General features: G+C 67.3%; 14 protein-coding genes. 6 read left to right on the top strand and 8 right to left on the bottom strand.

Annotated elements, in window-relative coordinates:
• Positions 1–200: 200 nt before the first annotated feature.
• The 4 genes from E3O32_RS05840 to E3O32_RS05825 are packed head-to-tail and all read right to left on the bottom strand — an operon-like array spanning position 201 to position 4,705.
• Positions 201–1,535 carry an ABC transporter substrate-binding protein gene (locus tag E3O32_RS05840; protein ID WP_134507593.1) on the bottom strand — a complete coding sequence of 445 codons (1,335 nt, stop codon included), beginning with the start codon at positions 1,533–1,535 and terminating at the stop codon, positions 201–203.
• Positions 1,536–1,580: 45 nt separating this feature from the next.
• A complete protein-coding gene (locus E3O32_RS05835) occupies positions 1,581–2,402 on the bottom strand; it encodes a carbohydrate ABC transporter permease (protein ID WP_134507592.1) in 822 nt (273 codons plus the stop codon).
• Entirely contained in the window at positions 2,389–3,285 is an 897-nt protein-coding gene (locus E3O32_RS05830) for a carbohydrate ABC transporter permease (protein ID WP_241974613.1), read from the bottom strand. Before E3O32_RS05830 ends, E3O32_RS05835 begins: the two co-directional genes overlap by 14 nt.
• Positions 3,275–4,705 (bottom strand): CCA tRNA nucleotidyltransferase, encoded by a 1,431-nt coding sequence (locus tag E3O32_RS05825; RefSeq protein ID WP_134507590.1) that lies wholly within the window; start codon positions 4,703–4,705, stop codon positions 3,275–3,277. The genes E3O32_RS05830 and E3O32_RS05825 overlap by 11 nt, the downstream gene beginning before the upstream one ends.
• An 80-nt stretch (positions 4,706–4,785) precedes the next feature.
• On the opposite strand from E3O32_RS05825, the gene E3O32_RS05820 reads away from it, so the two are divergent.
• The 6 genes from E3O32_RS05820 (at position 4,786) to E3O32_RS05795 (ending at position 12,649) form a co-directional block, all read left to right on the top strand.
• On the top strand, positions 4,786–7,080 hold the full coding sequence (locus E3O32_RS05820) for a DUF6049 family protein (protein WP_134507589.1): 2,295 nt from the start codon (positions 4,786–4,788) through the stop codon (positions 7,078–7,080).
• The gene (gene murJ / locus E3O32_RS05815; RefSeq protein ID WP_134507588.1) at positions 7,073–8,689 is read left to right on the top strand and encodes a murein biosynthesis integral membrane protein MurJ; all 1,617 of its coding nucleotides are present in this window, start codon (positions 7,073–7,075) and stop codon (positions 8,687–8,689) included. The genes E3O32_RS05820 and murJ overlap by 8 nt, the downstream gene beginning before the upstream one ends.
• Positions 8,690–8,840: 151 nt before the next feature.
• The gene (gene trxB / locus E3O32_RS05810) at positions 8,841–9,815 is read left to right on the top strand and encodes a thioredoxin-disulfide reductase (protein ID WP_134507587.1); all 975 of its coding nucleotides are present in this window, start codon (positions 8,841–8,843) and stop codon (positions 9,813–9,815) included.
• A gap of 11 nt (positions 9,816–9,826) precedes the next feature.
• Complete coding sequence (gene trxA, locus E3O32_RS05805; protein WP_134507586.1) at positions 9,827–10,150, top strand: thioredoxin; 324 nt, start codon at positions 9,827–9,829, stop codon at positions 10,148–10,150.
• A 183-nt stretch (positions 10,151–10,333) separates the two neighbouring features.
• Positions 10,334–11,653 (top strand): aminotransferase-like domain-containing protein, encoded by a 1,320-nt coding sequence (locus E3O32_RS05800; RefSeq protein WP_134507585.1) that lies wholly within the window; start codon positions 10,334–10,336, stop codon positions 11,651–11,653.
• Positions 11,654–11,692: 39 nt separating this feature from the next.
• Positions 11,693–12,649, top strand: a complete 957-nt coding sequence (locus E3O32_RS05795; RefSeq protein WP_134507584.1) for a D-alanine--D-alanine ligase family protein — start codon at positions 11,693–11,695, stop codon at positions 12,647–12,649.
• A 3,001-nt stretch (positions 12,650–15,650) separates the two neighbouring features.
• Here the strand turns inward: E3O32_RS05795 and E3O32_RS05790 are convergent.
• From E3O32_RS05790 to E3O32_RS05775, 4 genes are all read right to left on the bottom strand, one after another.
• Positions 15,651–16,610, bottom strand: a complete 960-nt coding sequence (locus E3O32_RS05790; RefSeq protein ID WP_134507583.1) for a ParB/RepB/Spo0J family partition protein — start codon at positions 16,608–16,610, stop codon at positions 15,651–15,653.
• Complete coding sequence (locus E3O32_RS05785; RefSeq protein ID WP_134507582.1) at positions 16,610–17,548, bottom strand: ParA family protein; 939 nt, start codon at positions 17,546–17,548, stop codon at positions 16,610–16,612. Before E3O32_RS05785 ends, E3O32_RS05790 begins: the two co-directional genes overlap by 1 nt.
• An 85-nt stretch (positions 17,549–17,633) precedes the next feature.
• Complete coding sequence (gene rsmG / locus E3O32_RS05780; protein WP_134507581.1) at positions 17,634–18,263, bottom strand: 16S rRNA (guanine(527)-N(7))-methyltransferase RsmG; 630 nt, start codon at positions 18,261–18,263, stop codon at positions 17,634–17,636.
• Positions 18,264–18,277: 14 nt separating this feature from the next.
• Positions 18,278–18,793, bottom strand: a complete 516-nt coding sequence (locus E3O32_RS05775) for a Jag family protein (protein ID WP_134507580.1) — start codon at positions 18,791–18,793, stop codon at positions 18,278–18,280.
• Positions 18,794–18,807 lie beyond the last annotated feature (14 nt).

The following is an 18,807-nucleotide window of genomic DNA, read 5'->3' as shown; positions in this document are numbered from 1 at the left end:
CAGCGCCCGATCGCCCGCGCCGACACCAGCCCATCGACATCCGACATGGGACTGAGTGCTGGCCTCGATCGCCAGCCTCCAATAATCAACACGCTCCGTACCGGTCAGGCTCGACCGAAAAGGCGGCGAGCTGGGGCCGAGTCGCGCCCGAGCCGCGCCCGAGCCGGTCGACGTGGCGCCGCCGTGCCGGCCCGCTGCGCCTACTTCGCCACGGCGGCGTTGGCGGCGTCCTGCGCGGCCTTCACACCCTCAGCGACGGGGGTGCGGCCGAGGAAGACCTCCTGCAGGAGCGGTCGCATCGCGTTGTCGGCGGCGGGCCAGCCGCCGCCCGTGATGGCGGGGGCGGAGCCGTTCTCGAGCACGTCGTAGAACGCTCTGATGTCCACCTTCTTGGCGGTCCAGTAGGCGGTGTAGTCGGCCTGGGCGGCCGTGACGGCCGGGGATGCGGACCCGTTGGCTCCGATGTAGCTCGATCCCCGGGCACTGCCGAGCCACTCGAGCACCCGCTTGGTCTCGGCGGGATGGGCGGAGGAGGTGCTGCCGGCGGCCACGATGCCGTCCACGCCGCTGATCGCTCCGGCCGGACCGGCCGGGAGCCGGGTGACGCCCCAGGCGAAGGAGGCGCCGTCGTTGACGTTGGCGAGGTTGTAGACGCCGCTCTGGAACAGCGCCATCTTGCCCTGGAGGAACTGGTCGCGGCTGAAGTCGCCGTTGGTGTTCGTGTCCGCCGCCGACGGCGCCACATGAGCGGTGTTGATCAGGTCGACGAGGTACTGGAACGCCGCGGTCCCCTTCGGGGAGGCGAAGGAGTACTCCTCGCCATCCTGGAAGGTCGCCCCGCCGGAGGCGACATAGTTCAGCAGCATGGCCTGCAGGTCGTAGCCGGCGTTGTAGCCGTACTGGGCCAGGCTGGTGCCGTCGAAGCCGGGGTTGTCGGCCGTGGTCCCGTTCGTGTCCTTCGTCAGCTTCTTCAGGGTCGGCAGCAGCGTGTCTGCGGCGCCGGTCGGGTCCCAGCGGAGGTCCGCGATGTCGGCCGGAGTCAGGCCGGCCTCCGCGAGCAGGTCGGCGTTGTAGTACACGGCGATGCCGGGGTCGGCGAGTTGCGGCACCCCCCAGAGCACACCGTCCCGGGTGTACTGCTTGACGACGGCCGGGGACCAGGCGGCCGCGGCATCCGCGCCCATCGCCTTGTCGATGTTCAGCAGCGCTCCGGCGTCGGCGTAGGCCGGGTAGTCGCCGCCGTCAACCCAGAAGACGTCGTCGACGTTCTTGCCCGCCACGTCGGTGCGCAGTTTCGTCCAGTAGTCGGCCCAGGGGATCACGGTCACCGTCACGTCGATGTCCGGGTTCTTCTTCTCGAAGGCGGCGAAGGATGCCTCGTACGCCTTGGCGACCTGGTCATCCCACAGCCGCACGGTCACTGTCGTCTTCGCGGCGGAGGCCTGGCCGCCGACGGTCAGTGCCGTCACAGCCCCGGCGATGACGAGTACCGCGGCAAGCGCGCTGGCGGCAATGACTGTTGAACGCTTGGGCATTGGTGTCCTTCGGGGGAGTCCGGTCGAAGCCGGGAAGCCCTAAGCCTACTTAAATCCGGAGATGGTGATGGAACGCACGAACTGCCGCTGGAAGACGAGGAACAGCACGAGCAGGGGCACCAGGGCCAGCGTGGTCGCGGCCATCACGAGGGTCCAGTTGCCGTTGAACTGGCTCTGCAGGGATGCCGTCGCCACGGTGACCACCCGCCACTGCGGGCCGGTGGTGACGACGAGCGGCCACATGAAGCTGTTCCAGTGGCTGACGATTGTGATCAGGGTCAGGGTCGCGATGATCGGCTTCGACAACGGCACGACGATCTCCACCAGCACGTCGAGGGTGTTCGCCCCGTCGAGCCGGGCCGCGTCGATCAGCTCCTGCGGGATGCCGCGGAAATACTCCCGCAGGAGGAAGACCGCGTAGGGCGATGCGAACGCGAACGGCAGCACGAGGCTCCAGAACGAGTTGCGGAGCCCGGCCTGCGTCATCATCAGGTAGAGCGGGATGATCAGCACCACGGGCGGGATCATCAGCGTCGACAGGTAGACCCAGAACAATACCTGGCGGCCCGGGAAGTCCACCCGGGCGAACGCGTAGGCGGCGAGGACCGAGCAGACCAGCTGGCCGATCAGGATGAGCACGGCCGCGAGCAGGGTGACCACCACGGCACGGCCGAACTCGGCCGGTCCGGCCAGGACCCGCGCGATGTTGTCGACGGTGAACGGGTCCGGCCAGGCCAGCACGGACTGCCCGGCGAACTGCTCCCGGGTCTTGAAGGCGGTGAGGATGCTCAGCAGGAAGGGGGCCAGGGTGAACGCGGCCCCGGCGCCGAGCACCAGGTAGATGCCTGCGGTCCTAGTCCATTTCATAGGTGACCCTCCGGCGGAAGTAGAGCTGCTGCGCGAGGGTGATGACGACCAGGATGACGAGCAGCACGACCGCCATCACGGCGGCACGGCCCAGGTCGAATGCGCTGAACGCCTCGTAGTAGATCCGGGCGGCGACGACATCCGTCGTGTGGGCGGGGCCGCCCTGGGTCAGTGCATAGACCTGGTCGAACACCTGGAAGGCGGAGATCACGGTGGTGACGAGCACGAAGAACATGGTGGGGCGGAGCAGCGGGATCTTGATCTGCCAGAACAGAGCCACCGGCCCGGCGCCATCGATCCGGGCCGCCTCCAGGATCTGCTCAGGGATGTTGAGCAGCCCCGCCATGAAGAACAGGGTGACGTAACCGACGTTGGTCCAGATCACGACAGCGGCCACGGTCGGCAGGGCGAGTGCGGGGTCGCTCAGCCATTCGATTCTCGCCCCGACCAGGGTGTTCAGTGCGCCATCCGTGGGCGCGAGGATCCACTTCCAGACCACGCCGAGGGCGAGCGGGGCGCAGATCCACGGCAGCACGTAGATGGTGCGGAACCACCCGGAGCCGGGCAGGTCCCTGGTGAGCAGCGAGGCCGCGCCCAGCCCGATCAGGGTCTGGATCGGAACCACGAGGGCCACGAACAGGATGGTCACGAGCAGGGAATTGCCGAACACGCCGTCCGAGAGGACCGAGCGGTAGTTGTCCAGGCCGACGAAGCTGATCGGGCCGATCAGGTCCCAGCTCTGGAAGCTGAGCCACACGACCACCAGTACGGGCAGCAGCATGAAACAGACGACACCGAACAGGCTGGGCGCGAGCAGCGCATAGCCGGTGACCGTGTTGCGTCGACGGATGCCGGGGTGACTTCTCCGGCGGCTACTCGCCACGCCCTGCCCACCAGACCTGCAACCGGCGCGTTGCCTCTTCCTCGCCCAGCGGCCCGTCATCGAGGCGCTGTTCGAGCAGGTACCGGTAGGCGTCGCCCACCTCGCGACCCGGGCGCACGCCGAGGATCGCCATGATCTGTTCCCCGTCAAGGTCCGGGCGCACCGCGGCCATCTCCTCCTGCTCGGCGAGCTCGCGGATCCTCTGCTCGAGGTCGTCGTAGGCGAAGCCCAGGCGGTCGGCCTTGCGCCGGTTCCGGGTGGTCACGTCGGCGCGGGTCAGGATGTGCAGGCGTTCGAGCTGGTCGCCGGCATCCCGCACGTAACGGCGCACCGCCGAGTCGGTCCAGGCTCCCTCGCTGTAGCCGAAGAATCGCAGGTGCAGTTCGATCAGCTTGGAGACGGCGGCGATGGTGTCATTGTCGAAGCGCAGGGCGCGCAGTCGCTTCTTGGCCAGCTTCGAGCCGACCAGGTCGTGATGGTAGAAACTGACCACGCCGCCCGGCTCGAGCTTGCGGGTGGCCGGCTTTCCAATGTCGTGCAGGAGCGCTGCCAACCGAACGATCAGGTCGGGCCCGTCGAAACCGCCGCGGGACTTCTCATAGCCGATCGCCTGGTCGAGCACCGTGAGGGTGTGCTGGTAGACGTCCTTGTGATGGTGGTGCTCGTCGACCTCCAGCCGCAGCGCGGGGATCTCGGGCAGCACCCGGTCGAAGAGGCCGGACTCGACCAGCAGCTCCAGGCCGACGTGCGGGCTGTCGGAGCGCAGCAGCTTGGACAGTTCCTCGCAGACCCGTTCGGCCGAGATGTTGCGGATGCTGTCGGCCATCGCCTCCATCGCCACCGCGGTGTCGAGGTCGAGGCGGAAGCCCAGCTGGGCCGTGAACCGGGCGGCCCGCATCATCCGCAGCGGGTCGTCGCCGAAGGACACCTCGGGCGAGATCGGGGTGCGCAGGACTCCGGCGAGCAAGTCGTCGATTCCGTTCGCCGGGTCGACGAGGGTGAGGCCGGGCAGGCGGAGGGCCAGGGCGTTCACGGTGAAGTCGCGGCGGAGAAGATCGTCCTCGAGGCTCAGGCCGAAGACGACCTCGGGCTTGCGGGTCTGACCGTCGTAGCTGTCCGCCCGGTAGGTGGTGATCTCGACCATCTCGCCGGCGACCCTGGCCCCGATAGTGCCGAAGGCCCGGCCGATGTCCCACTGGGCGTCTGAGATCGGCTTCACGATCTCGAGGATCTGATCCGGGGTGGCATCCGTGGTGAAGTCGAGGTCGTTGATCGCCCGATCGAGGAACGCATCCCGGACCGGTCCGCCGACCAGGGCAAGCTCATGGCCTGCCGCCGCGAACGCCTGTGCCAGGGCCGAAACCGGGGGAGTGGCAGCCAGGTCGCCCAGCCGGGTGAGGGCTGTCGCGACGCTCTGCATGACCCCCATGTTAGTTGCTGGGCGCGTCGCCGCCCGCCCCGGGCCGGATATCCCAGCCTGCACGCCGTAGAATCCCCTACATGGTGGCCGACTCAATTCCTGCGCGTCGGCCTGCGCTCCCGGAATCGCGCGCCCGTCGCCGTCGCCCGGTCCGGACCCTGCTCGGCGCCGTTCTCGCCCTCGTGCTGGCCGGGGCCGCGCCGCTCGCCGCCTCCGCCGTCCCGGCCGCCGGTTCCACCGACCGCTCACCCGTCTCGGCCAGTGCGGTCCCAACGAATTCGGTGAGCGTCGCCGTTGCCCCGGTTTCGCTGAAGCCGCTGCACGCCGGGGAGGACCTCTACCTCACGGTCACCATCAAGAACGGGACCGCCGACCCGATCGCTCCCGGAACGATCGACCTCTATCTCGCCGAACGCGCGTTGACCAGCCGTTCCGCCCTCAACAGCTGGCTCCGCCCGGAGAAGACGGGGAAGCCGGGCGACCTGATGAAGAGCGAGGCGACAAAGGCTCCCGTGCAGCCGGACAGCACCGAGATCATCACCGTCACGGTTCCCGCCGACTCCGTCGGCCTCACCACCGGGAACGCCTGGGGTGCCCGCGGGATCGCGGTCACCCTGACCGACAACGGCGACGTGCTGGCCCAGGGCCGGGGAACCTTCGTCTGGTATTCGGACGAGGAACTGACCCCGGTGAACGTCGCCGTGGTCATGCCGATCGCCGCACCGGAACAGACGACGGGCCTGATCCCCGAGAAGGCGCTCGAAACGTTCACCAGCCCGACGGGTGTGCTCACCCGCCAGCTCGAGGGCGTGATCGATCGGCCGGTCGCCATCGCCATCGACCCGCAGATCATCGTCTCCATCCGTGTCCTGGGCAGTTCGGCACCACCCAGCGCGACCGCCTGGCTCGACCGGCTGACCCAGGCGAAAAACGAGATATTCCCGCTCAGCTATGCAGATGCGGATCTCTCCCTGCAGACCCAGGCCGGAGCCGCGACCCTCCTGGCGCCGACCTCATTCGACCAGGCGATCGACCCCACCCTCTTCACCACCCCCACCGCGACAGGCACGCCGACCCCGACGGCGACAGCAACCGCGCCTCCGGCAGCCTCCAGCACTCCGGTCCCGTCCGGCACCCCCACCGCGCCGGCCGGGCCGGTCGGCGGAGCCGCCCCGACCACCGAACAGCTGCTCGCCTGGAACTACACCGCGACCGACATCGGGTGGCCGCACGAGGGTTCCGTTGCCGCCGCGGACCTGCCGATCTTCGCGGCCGGCGGTCTGGGCACGACCATCCTGTCCGGCAGCAACGCGAGCCAGTCCGACAGTGACATCACCCCGAACACCGCCGTCGCCCTCGGTGCCGGCGCCGGCACCGGGCTCGTCATGGACGATCCGCTCTCGAAGGCGCTGCGCACGGCCGCCGCATCGACGTCCGACGACGCGTGGCGTGAGGCCATGGCAGAGGTGGGCTCGCAACTCGCGGTGGTCTCGGCTGAGAAGCCCGGCACGACGCGCACCCTGCTCGCCACCTTCGACCGGGGCTGGCCGCCGAGCGCCGCGCGACTCAGCCAGACGCTCGACGCCCTCGCGGCGCTCAGCTGGCACGCCCCGGCCACTCTGGCCGCCGCACGCGCCACCACCACCACCGACGTCACGTTCGAGAGCCGCACCGAACCGGCCGAGCGCACCGAACTCGCCAAGCGACTGCTCGTGCGCGAGGCCGACGTGGCGGCGTTCTCCTCTGCCCTGACCACCCCACTGCCGGTGACCGCCGAACACCGACTCATCCTGCTGTCACTGCTGTCGAACTCGTGGGCTTCCCAGCCGGGCAGCTGGCGGGATGCCGTCGGCACCAACCTGGTCGATTCCTCCGCCCTGCTGCGTTCCGTCTCGGTCTCGACCAAGGGTCCGATCAACGTCCTCGGCAGCAAGGTGGACATCCCCGTCACGCTCGACAACACGCTGGGCCAGGCCGTCACCGTGCGCGTGCAGGTTGTCCCCTCGAACGGGCGCCTCCTGGTCGGCAGTGACGTCGAGTCCACGATCGAAGCACAGTCCGCCCGGACCGTGCTGGTGCCCGTGACCTCGGCGGTCGGGAACGGCACGGTGACCCTCCGGGTGACCCTGTTCACCCCGGCCGGCACCATGATCGACCAGCCGGCCCTCATCCCGATCAATGTGCGGGCCGATTGGGAGGGCCTGGGGTCGCTCATCTTCGCCGCCGCCGTCGTGTTGTTCTTCGGCTTCGGCGTGTGGCGCAACATCCTGCGCCGCCGCCGGGAACGTGACGAGCCCGACACGTCCACCGACCCGAACGCCACCGCCGCTCCCCCGGCGTCCTCGAACACGGCCGGAACGGAGCCGAATGCCTAAGACCGGCAGCATCGGGCGCGCGAGCGCGTTCCTGGCCTCGGGCACGATCGTGTCCCGCATCCTCGGTTTCATCAAACTGATCGTGCTCGCCGGTGTGATCGGTCAGGTCGGCCAGAGCACCAACGCGTTCGCCGTCGCCAACCAGCTGCCGAACACCGTTTACGTGATCGTCGCCGGCGGAGTGCTCACGGCGGTGCTGGTGCCCCAGATTGTGCGGGCGAGCCTGCACGCCGACGGCGGCACGGCGTACATCAACAAGCTCGTCACCCTCGCCCTCGTGATCGTCGGCGTCACGACCGTCGTCGCCACGGCGCTCGCCCCGGTCCTGACCCTTCTCTACGCGCCGAATATGAAGCCCGGGGCGCTGGCACTGGCCACCGCCTTCGCGTTCTGGTGCCTCCCGCAGATCTTCTTCTACGGGCTGTACACGGTGCTGGGCGAGGTGCTCAACGCCCGCAAGTCGTTCGGCCCGTTCACCTGGGTGCCCGTGCTCAACAACGTCATCGCGATCGCCGGCCTGGTCGTGTTCGCCGCGCTCTACGGCGCCGACCCGGACGGCGTGCGCCAGGCCGGCGAGTTCACCCCCGTGATGATCGCCGTTCTGGCAGGAAGCGCCACTCTCGGCGTGGTGCTGCAGGCAGTCGTGCTGTTCTACTTCTGGCACCGGATCGGACTGCGCTTCCGTCCGGACTTCCACTTCCGCGGGGTCGGCCTCGGTGCCGCAGGCAAGATGGCGAGCTGGACCTTCGGGATGCTGCTGCTGACCACCGTCGCCGGCATAGTCGAGACACGAGTGGTCACGCTGGCCGGCGACACCGACGCATCCGTCGCCGTGCTGAACACCGCCTGGCTGATCTTCATGCTGCCGCATTCGGTGATCACCGTCTCGGTCGCCACGGCCTACTTCACCCGGATGAGCGAGCACGCTGCGGTCGGCAAGCTCGACCTGGTACGCACGGATGCCTCATCCGCCATCCGCGGAACGACCCTGATCATCGTGCTGGCCTCTGCCGTGATCGCCGTCTGCGCCTACCCGTTCGCCGCGGTCTTCGTCTCCCGGTTCGGCCAGGTGCAGGGCATCGGCAACGTGATCGTCGCCTACGTGATCGGACTGGTCGCCTTCTGCGTCCTCTTCGTCATCCAGCGCACGTTCTACGCGCTCGGCGATACCCGCACGCCGTTCTTCTTCACCCTGTTCCAGGTGGTCCTCGTCATCACCGGAGTGCTCGCCTGCGCCCTCCTGCCGAGCGCGTGGATCGCGGCGGGCATCGCGCTCACGGTCACGGTGTCCGGGATCGCCCAGGCCGGGTTGGCCGCCTGGCTGCTGCGCCGTCGGCTCGGCGGGATCGACGGCAGCCGCATCGTCCGCAGCCTGGTCAAGTACCTCGTTGCGGCGCTGCCCCCGATCGTGATCGGCCTCGTACTGCTCGTCGTTCTCGGCGGCACGCAGGAGGACGGCTTCGCCCTGTCGGGCAAGGCGCAGGCCATTGCCACGATGCTGGTCATCGGCGCGTCGATGGCGGTCGTCTACTTCGGGTTGCTCCTGTTGATGCGCAGCGACGAACTGCGCGGCTTCCTCAGCCCGGTCTTCGCCCGTCTCCGGCGCTGACCGCGCGTGAGCGCCGGTCGTCCCCCCGCCCGGCTGTGTGTGCGCTGTGGACGCGGCCGGGGCGCGGAATAGCATCCGATTAGGATGTGTTGTACCCGGCAGCGAGGCAAGTCACCACTGCCCTGCCCCCCAAATCGAAGGAGTTCCCCGCGTGCGCCAGATCATCATCATCGGCTCAGGACCGGCCGGATTCACGGCCGCCATCTACGCCGCACGCGCCAACCTGAAGCCGCTGCTGATCGCCAGTTCCGTCGAGGCCGGCGGTGAACTGATGAACACGACCGAGGTCGAGAACTTCCCCGGGTTCCCCGACGGCATCCAGGGTCCGGAGCTGATGGCCAAGATGCAGGAGCAGGCCGAACGCTTCGGCACCGAGGTCGTCTACGACGACGTCACCGAACTCGACCTCACCGGCCCGACCAAGACCGTCACCCTCGGTTCCGGCGTGACCCACGAGGCCCTGGCCGTGATCTTCGCCACCGGTTCCGCGTACCGCAAGCTCGGCCTGCCCGACGAAGAGCGTCTGTCCGGTCGCGGGGTGTCCTGGTGTGCCACCTGCGACGGGTTCTTCTTCAAGGAGAAGACCATCGCCGTGATCGGCGGCGGCGACTCCGCCATGGAGGAAGCCACCTTCCTGACCCGGTTCGCCAGCAAGGTCTATGTCGTGCACCGCAAGGACACGCTCCGTGCCTCGAAGATCATGCAGGAGCGGGCGTTCGCCAACCCGAAGATCGAATTCGTCTGGAACTCCGCGGTCGTCGGCATCACCGGCGCCGAGGCCGTCGACGGTTTGCGCCTGCGTGACACCGTGTCCGGGGAGGAGACCAGTCTCCCGGTCGGCGGCGTCTTCGTCGCCATCGGCAATGACCCGCGCACACACCTCGTGCACGCGCAGCTCGACCTGACCCCCGAGGGCACCATCGCCGTCGCCGGCCGCTCCTCCAAGACCAGCCAGACCGGCGTCTTCGCCGCCGGCGACGTCATCGACCCGACCTACCGCCAGGCCGTGACGGCCGCCGCATCGGGCACCGTCGCCGCGCTCGACGCCGAGCACTACCTCGCCTCCCTTCCCGCGGACCTGCTGGCTGACGCCGGCGAGGCCGAACTCGCAACAGTCACCAACTAAGGAGCAAATACATGTCTGCACGCGCCGTTACCGACGCGACTTTCGACCAGGAAGTCATCAACAACGAAAAGACCGTTCTGGTCGACTTCTGGGCCGAGTGGTGTGGCCCGTGTCGCGCCGTCAGCCCGATCCTCGACCAGATCGCGAGTGAGAACGCCGACAAGATCGACATCGTCAAGCTCAACGTCGACGACTTCCCGGCCCTGGCCGCGAAGTACCAGATCACCTCCATCCCCGCGATGAAGGTGTTCCAGAAGGGTGAGGTCGTCAAGACCGTCATCGGCGCCAAGCCCAAGGTCGCCCTCGTGGCCGACCTGGCCGCATACCTGGCCTAGGCCTCTCATCGGCCGTCCGGCCGACCCGCCTGAAGACCCGTCCGGCAGCAGCCGGGCGGGTCTTGTCATGCCCGGGCCGCCGGCTTGCCCCGCGTGGCCCTGTACGCTCGCGGGAAGGCGCCATGAGGACCGGCCCCCGCGTGACACCGCCTACGATTGAAGCCACACCAGAACGGAAGTGACGTGACAGCACAGGGTTCACCCCAGACCGGCAACAATCTCGATCCGTGGTACCACCACTACGCCGAGCGAGCCGCGGGGCTGCGCGCCTCCGAGGTCAGGGCCCTCTTCGCCGTGGCCTCCCGCCCCGAGGTGGTCTCCCTCGCCGGCGGCATGCCGTTCGTGGCGGCCTTGCCGCCGGACCTCGTGATCAACGCCATGGGCCGCGTCATGCGCGAACAGGGTCCGACGGCCCTGCAATACGGCTCTGGTCAGGGAGTTCCTGTGCTTCGTGAGCAGATCCTCGAGGTGATGGCGCTGGAAGGCATCCGAGCCCACGCCGATGACGTGGTCGTCACGACCGGCTCCCAGCACGCCCTCGAGCTCGTCAGCAAACTCTTCCTCGACCCCGGTGACGTCGTGCTGTCCGAGGGCCCCAGCTACGTCACCGCCATGGTCATCTTCAAGTCGTACCAGGCCGAGGTCGACCATGTTCCCATGGACGAGCACGGCCTCATCCCGGAGGCACTGCGGGAGCACATCCTCAGCGTCCGGGCCGCCGGGAAGAGCATCAAGTTCCTGTACACGATCCCCAACTTCCACAATCCGGCCGGCGTGACCCTGAGTTGGGCCCGTCGGGTCGAGATCCTGGAAATCTGCCGCCGGAACGACATCCTCGTGCTCGAAGACAACCCGTACGGCCTGCTCTACTTCGACCAGCCGGCCCCGGACGCGATGCGTTCCCTCGAACAGGACGGCGTCGTCTACCTGGGGACCTTCTCCAAGACCCTCGCCCCCGGCTTCCGCGTGGGCTGGGCGCTCGCGCCCCACGCCATCCGCGAGAAGCTCGTGCTCGCCAATGAGGCCGCGGTGCTCTCGCCGAGTTCCTTCAGCCAGCTCGTGATCTCCGAGTACCTCTCCAGCGCCGACTGGAAGGGCCAGATCAACACCTTCCGGGGCGTGTACCACGAGCGGAAGAACGCCCTGCTCAGCGCGCTGGACGAGTACCTGCCCGAGTTGACCTGGACCAATCCGAACGGCGGCTTCTACGTCTGGGTGACCCTCCCCGACCGCCTCGACTCGAAGGCAATGCTCCCGCGGGCTGTCAAGGAACTCGTCGCGTACACGCCGGGCACGGCCTTCTTCGCGGACGGCGACGGTCGCCAGAATATGCGCCTATCCTTCTGCTATCCGACACCGGAACATATCCGAATTGGCATACGTCGCCTGGCCACCGTGATCCGCGACGAACTCGACCTGCTCGACACCTTCGCGGGGACCGGATCATTGAATCCGCTCCGGGAGAACTCGCGGTTCAGTTCGCCGCCACCCGACATCTCCTAGACCAAGACCCCCCGGCCAGAGCAAGGAAAAACCCTGATCATGAGCGAATTAGCGGCACTTGATATCATCGTCCTCGCCGGCGGGATCTCGCACGAACGCGACGTCTCACTACGTTCGGGACGGCGGGTTGCGGACGCCCTCACGAGCCGGGGACACACCGTGACCGTACTCGACCCGCAGGCCGGTCTGCTCGCCGACATCACCCATCGCCACCCCGACGTGATCTGGCCGGTCGTGCACGGTGCAACCGGCGAAGACGGCGCTCTCCTCGCTCTCCTCGAGACGACCGGAATACCTCACGTCGGTTCCCGAGGCGGACCTGCGGCACTCGCGTGGTCCAAACCGACGGCTAAGGAACTCGTCCGGCGGGCCGGTTTCCCGACACCCGACTGGATCGCCCTGTCCAAGGAGACGTTCCGTGATCTCGGTGCCGCGAGCGTGCTCGAACACGTCCTTTCTTCGCTGCCCACTCCACTGGTCGTCAAGCCGGCGGAGGGCGGTTCGGCCCAGGGAGTCACCATTGTCGAGACGTCAGCTGAGCTGCCTCGCGCGATGGTCGACGCGTACACCTACGCCTCCGTCGCAGTCGTGGAAGAGAAGGTCAACGGCACCGAACTCGCCGTCACCGTCATCGACACAGGCGACGGACCGGCCGCGCTGCCGGCCGTGGAAATCGTTCCCCTCGTCGGGGCCTACAGCTTCGAGGCCAGGTACAACGCCGGCGACACCCTCTTCTACGCTCCCGCCCGGATCTCCCCTGAGATAGCCGCCCGGGTCGCCGAGACCGCCGTGGCGGTGCACACTCTCCTCGGCCTCCGACACATCTCCCGAATCGACCTCATCGTCGACGACGACGGCACCCCCTGGTTCCTCGAGGCCAACGTTCTTCCCGGACTGACGGAGACCAGCCTCGTGCCGCAATCGATCGAGGCATCGGGGGAGTCCCTCGGCGCGGTCTACGAAGCCCTTGCCCAGGCGGCACTCGCCGAGAACTGAAGACCCACGACCGTCGATCGGTTTCACGTGAAACATTGACCCTCATCGGCGGAGGTCGAGGCCGGCCCGTCCACCGTGGCTCACCGTTCACGCGAAAGAGCGTGACGGAGCCCTCGAAACGGGCTTTTTCACGTCGTCAGGATCCATCCTAAGGCGCGTTCAGAAATTCCGCTCCGATCATTTTTGGGCCATATTTCGGCTCACAACGGCCAAGGAATGAGCATTACCCACAATTCTTGATTCCGGCGATCCGTCACCCCCACGCTGGCCAATCTGGACGAAGTGAGATGCCCTCAACTGTGTGACGACTTTGGGAGCATGTCCGTCGAAGAACATGGCCGGTTCAGGTGGCCACCAGATGATTTGATCATCGCCTCGCGGACGACGATCGGGGAGGAGGCGCGCAAGCGAGGGGAGCGCGCGTCCGCTTGACGCTCGCGGGCTCGACGCTCTGCGAATAGTCCGCGCTGGTATCGCCAGTCCCCGCGGTCGGACCCCGCGGTCGGACCCCGCTGCGCCAATGAACGGCAACCACCACCACGTCATCGATCCCCCCGACCTGACCCTGTTCGACATCCATGACGTCCTGGCCGCCGGCACTGTTGCCGACCTCACCTCCGTCTTGATCACGATCCGGCGACCCAGAAGTGCCATTGACCCAGGTCGACAGTGTCGCTCCCCGGCCCCGGCTGCCCTTCCGTGGCCCTCACGCAACCAGGAGTTTCAGGTGAGACATGTTCCTGCCCAGTACCCGGGACCCCACCCTGATCAGTCGTTGGGGCGGCCCGGGCGGGGGCCGGGGACAGCCCCGGCGCCCTGCACTTCCCGTGGATACCTTCAGACACGATGACCTGCAACGCACTGTCAAGCCCACACGCTGGCACCGATCCCACCCCACACCCTCTGATCACACCGAGGGAACCGACAGGACGCGTGCGGCCGCGTCCCTGGCAACCACCGGTCCTCCATCGCCGCGGGGAGTGGGTGCCGATACCGGCGGGGCAACCGGGAACGCAGGCACCGAGGTACCGCCCGCGACGTCAGACCCGCCTTCCCGCAAGGCCGACACTACGTGATTTCAGGGTCGGTGGGAGTGCTGAAACGGCTCAGCGCCAGGCACTGCCGCCGACGCAGAAATGGCAAGGATACGGCAACAGGAACCTCACGTCCCCACGACGAGGACGGTGTGGCCTGATCCGGCTCTTGCCAAATTGCCTCCACACACGCCCGGGGGAGACCCACGAGAACGCAGGAACACAGTCCGGGGGAGTGACCGCTGTCGCGTGGGAATCCCGGCGGGAGCAGACCCTCACGATTCGGGCCGAAGCAGAGCCATTGGCGACGTTCCTCATCACTATCGTTCTCCGATCGAGCGCGAATATGGTCATGTTTCACGTGAAACATCACCGCGAGTACCCGGATCCATGGTCCATGAACTCAGTCCTGAGCTATTCGCCAGCCAGGCGGGGCCGCCGCCCGGATTCCCTGGCTGCCCCAGCCGATCGGATGGGCCGGGAACGGCCGTCCCTGTCGCGGCCAGGCCAGGCCCGCATAGTGGCCCCGGGTCACAGGTCTCGTCGCGACAATCCATCACGAGTGAGCGACTGGAGGTGGACAGCCCCGGGGTCATGAGAACGCTCGACCGGCCACACGCGGCTCCTCAGAACCGCCACGGATCCACCGGTATCCGCATTCGACAGTGGACACTGGGTTGATCCCGCAGATGCTGCAACATCTCCGGTCGGCAGGGCCAGTGCGCACGGCTTCGACGGCGCAGTCACGTGTGCACCCACGGCGCACCGCAGGAGCTACCCTGGCCAACCGCACTGATCCACCAACGTGAACGACAGGCCGCAGTACGGCGGCGGGGAAGGCACCCCCGTCATCGTCACCCGCAGCTCACCCGTGATCGCCACCCTGGCCGGCCGGATATCCGATCGCTTCACTCGTTCACAGACGGCGGCTTCTTGATCCACGCCCGCACGGACACGCGGAGCTTGACGACGAGGAGAAGTCGGACAGCTCCGGGACTCCACCGAACAACCGACTGCGTTCCGCGGCGCAGGCAAACACCCCGCCGTCGCCACAAAGAACAACACCCGTCCACGAACCGACCCGGCCGGACAACACCAGGCCGACTCCCCAGCGAATCACAATCCTCCAGCCGACTGCCCAGTCGCGCACGGACAACTTCACCCCCTCGGCAGAGATCCGTGCTCGCGGCTCACCCCCTTTCCCATCGGTCCGCTCGCCTGCGTCCACCCGGGAGGCGCGACCACGGGCTCCCGGGTCGCCTCCGCGGATCAACACCGACACGGCCAGCCAACGGTAGGGCGATCGCCGCCCGTCGGACGCGGACGACAGGACCGTTTCCGCGCGCGACCGGGCCACGGGACGATGCTCCGTCGCGAACACCGAGGTTCGTGCAGCGGTCCGGCCCCTATCCGAGCGCGCTCCTGACTGCCGGGCTGCCGGTCACCGGCTTCAGGCCCCGGAGCCGTGGGTTACAAGTCCAGTCACACCATGGGTCCCACGCCGTTCCAGACCCTGATCCCCAGACGCAGGAGGAGTTGCGGACACTGCGCCCTCAGGCGGGCCGTCTCGACCACGCGGGGTCCTTCGGAATGGGCTGGCGGGACCCTGATCCCAAGGTCACGCCACGGATCGATGACACCGGTGCCCCCGCGTACCACCAACCATGTTTCACGTGAAACGGAGTGACGGATTCACAGGCCGACAGCCACAGCGCATTGCCGCAGACACGGGGAGGGGAGGTGGGGAAGTGGCTGGGTGGGGGAGTGACTGGGTGGGGGAGTGACTGGGTGGGGGATTCGCTGGGTGGGCGAGTGGCATCCGGAACGCGAGCAGGAGAGCAGAGCAGGTGAGCAGCAGACGACGATGCACACTGCGAGGACTGCCCGGTTGCCCAGAGGCAACCGATGCCCCACCAAGGGGGACACCCAACCGGCGGACGACCAGATCGGTCAGGGTGCCAGGACGCTCAGCTCGCGCCGAAGCCCGGTTCGCCGATGACGCCCAGGATGCGGTTCAGGTCTCCGATTGTCGCAAAATCCACTGTGATCTGGCCTTTTCGTGCGCCCAGATGAATCTTCACCCGGGTGTCGAGGCGATCACCGAGGTGCTCGGCGATCTCATCAAGGTGCCCCTGGCGACGGCCGGCTGCCGGCTTCGTCTTCGTGGGGCGAGGCTCCGCCGTGGCGGCCGCCTCGGCTGCACGAACGGACAAGTCCTCGTTGACGATCTTGTCGGCGAGCCTCAGCATTCCCTCTGGGTCACCGACCGAGAGAATGGCCCGGGCGTGACCGGCCGTGAGAACTCCGGCGGCGACGCGAAGCTGCACCGGCTCCGGCAGCTTCAACAGACGGATGGTGTTCGTGATCTGTGGTCGCGAGCGGCCGATCTTGAGCGCGAGTTCATCCTGGGTGATGCCGAAATCGGCAAGCAACTGCTGGTAGGCCGATGCCTCCTCGAGAGGGTTGAGCTGCGCACGGTGCAGGTTCTCCAGCAGCGCGTCGCGCAGCATGTCGACATCCGCGGTCTCGCGTACGATGGCCGGGATCGTGTCGAGCCCGACCTCTTTGGTGGCACGGAGCCTGCGCTCGCCCATGACCAGTTCGTACTTGCCCGGCAGCTCCGGGATCGGCCGCACCACGATCGGCTGCAGAACGCCCACCTCGCGGATGCTGTGAACGAGTTCGGCCAGGTCACTCTCGTCGAAGACACTCCGGGGCTGCTGCGCGTTCGGCACGATGTCCGCGGGATCCAGGTGGGCCAGACGCGCCCCCGGCACGGGGAGGAGATCCTGCGACTGCACCGTCTCCACCGGACGCAGTGCTTCGGAGTACGGGAAGAACACGTCGACCGGTCGGGCCAGGGTCGGGTCATCTTGAATGGGGATCAGTGCGCCGATGCCGCGGCCGAGGCCTGTTCTCTTCGCCATTAGAGTCGTTCTCCTGTCTGGGGGGCGCCCCGTCGGGCGATTTCCGCTGCTGCTTCGAGGTAGGAGAGTGATCCTGCGGAGTTCAGGTCGTAACTGATGACACTCTGGCCGTAGCTCGGGGCCTCAGAAACGCGCACGGAGCGGGGAATCAGGGTATCCAGCACCTGATTCGGGAAATGATCCCGCACATCCTGCGCCACCTGGTTGGCCAGGTTGGTGCGGCTGTCGTACATCGTGAGCAGAATCGTCGACACGGTCAGGTCCGGGTTCAGGTGCTTTTCGATCAGTTCAATGTTCTTGAGGAGCTGGCTGAGCCCCTCGAGCGCGTAGTACTCGCACTGGATCGGAATGAGCACCTCCTGCGCGGCCACGAAGGCGTTGATCGTGAGGAGACCCAACGAGGGCGGGCAGTCGATGAAGACGTAGTCATAGGGATCGTCCATCGTCTTCAGGTGCACCGCGAGGGCGCGGCTGAGCCGTTGTTCCCTGGCCACGAGGGAGACGAGCTCGATTTCGGCGCCGGCAAGGTGGATGGTTGCGGGCACGCAATACAGGGAACCGACTTCGGGGCTCTCCTGAACGACGGCAGCCAGATCCATGTCGTTGACGATGACGTCGTAGACGCTGGGAGTCTCTGCCCGATGCTCGACGCCGAGCGCCGTTGACGCATTGCCCTGAGGGTCGAGGTCGATCACCAGCACACGGGCACCCTGCCGGGAGAGCGCCGCCGCGAGGTTCACTGCGGTCGTGGTCTTGCCCACCCCGCCCTTCTGGTTCGAGATGGTGATCACGCGGGTCTGCTCGGGCTTCGGCAGTTGCTCGGCCGCGATCACCTGTCGACGACGAGTCAGCTCGGAGATCTCGCGCGCCAGGGGAGTGGTGTCGTCGAACCCTGGGGCGGTCTTGGTGCCTTGCTGGTTTTCGCCAGGATGTTTCACGTGAAACCTTTGCAGTCGACGGTTAATGAGCCATCCAGAGGCCCCGATTCTGCCCGTAAATGTCGCTCAGGCGGAAATTCGGGGACTAATCAACTGTAGCCCTAATGACCCTTGTGACGTCCGGAAGCACGCCCTCACCGAGGGTGATTACCTCCACATTGCCGAGATGATACGTGCGGATGGCCTTCGCTGCGGCATCGATCTCGCCCTGGGCACCCGCGCCCTTCATCAGCACCAGCTCTCCACCCGGCCGAAGCAGGGGAGCAGTGAGGGGAATCAGGGTGCGGAATGCGCTCACCGCCCGCGCGGTGACCTGGTCGAGGCGCTGGGGGAGACGCACATCCTCGGCCCGCGCCCGGGTCACTGTCGTGTTGTCCAGGCCGAGCGCGGCAACCTGTTCGGTCAGCCAGGCGACCCGCCGCTCCATCGGTTCGATCAGCACGAAGGACACGTCCGGCCGGGCGATGGCCAGGACCAGACCCGGCAGCCCGGCCCCCGAGCCGACGTCGCCGACCAGGCCGGGACGCAGCAGGGGAGCGACGATCGCGCAGTTGAGGATGTGACGGCTCCAGAGCCGTGGAAGCTCGAGTGGCCCGATCAGTCCGCGTTCCTCGCCCTGGTCGGCGAGGTTACGGGCGAAGGCGCGGGCGACATCAATGCGTTCCCCGAACAGATCGGCGGCGACGGCCGGCTCGGCCTCAAGGATCTCAGTCACAGATTCGGCTGTCGTCAGGAGGCGGAGATGACCGTGTGGCGGTCGCGGCCCTCACCCTTGGACTCGGAGACGAAACCGGCCTCGGAGACCAGGTCGTGCACGAGCTTGCGTTCGTAGGACGACATCGCCGGCAGGGACGCCTCGGCCGCCCCACCCTGGATGCGCTCGATCGCGCGGGCCACCAGGGAGGCCAATTCGGTCTGCCGGGCATCACGCGATCCGCCGATGTCGAGGATCAACCGGGAGAACGAACCGGTCTTGTTCTGCACGGCCAGCCGGGTGAGCTCCTGGAGCGCGTTCACGGTCTCCGGCTTCGAGAGCAGCCTGAGGTTGTCGGCATCCGTCGCCTGCACGGAGAGGTAGGCCCTCCCGTTGCGGGCATCGATGTCGATGTCACCGTCGAGGTCGCAGATGTCGAGGAATTCCTCGATGTAGTCGGCGGCGATGTCCCCTTCCTTCTCGAGCTGGTCGAGGGTGGGGGAGTCGTCGGCCGGGGCATCCGCGGCGATCACGTCAGTGTTCTCAGTCACGTTGGTCTTCGCTC

This window comes from Cryobacterium mannosilyticum, assembly GCF_004402705.1.
Classification (GTDB): domain Bacteria; phylum Actinomycetota; class Actinomycetes; order Actinomycetales; family Microbacteriaceae; genus Cryobacterium; species Cryobacterium mannosilyticum.
The sequence above is the reverse complement of the archived record's forward strand: the minus strand, read 5'-3'. Positions and strand labels throughout refer to the sequence as shown.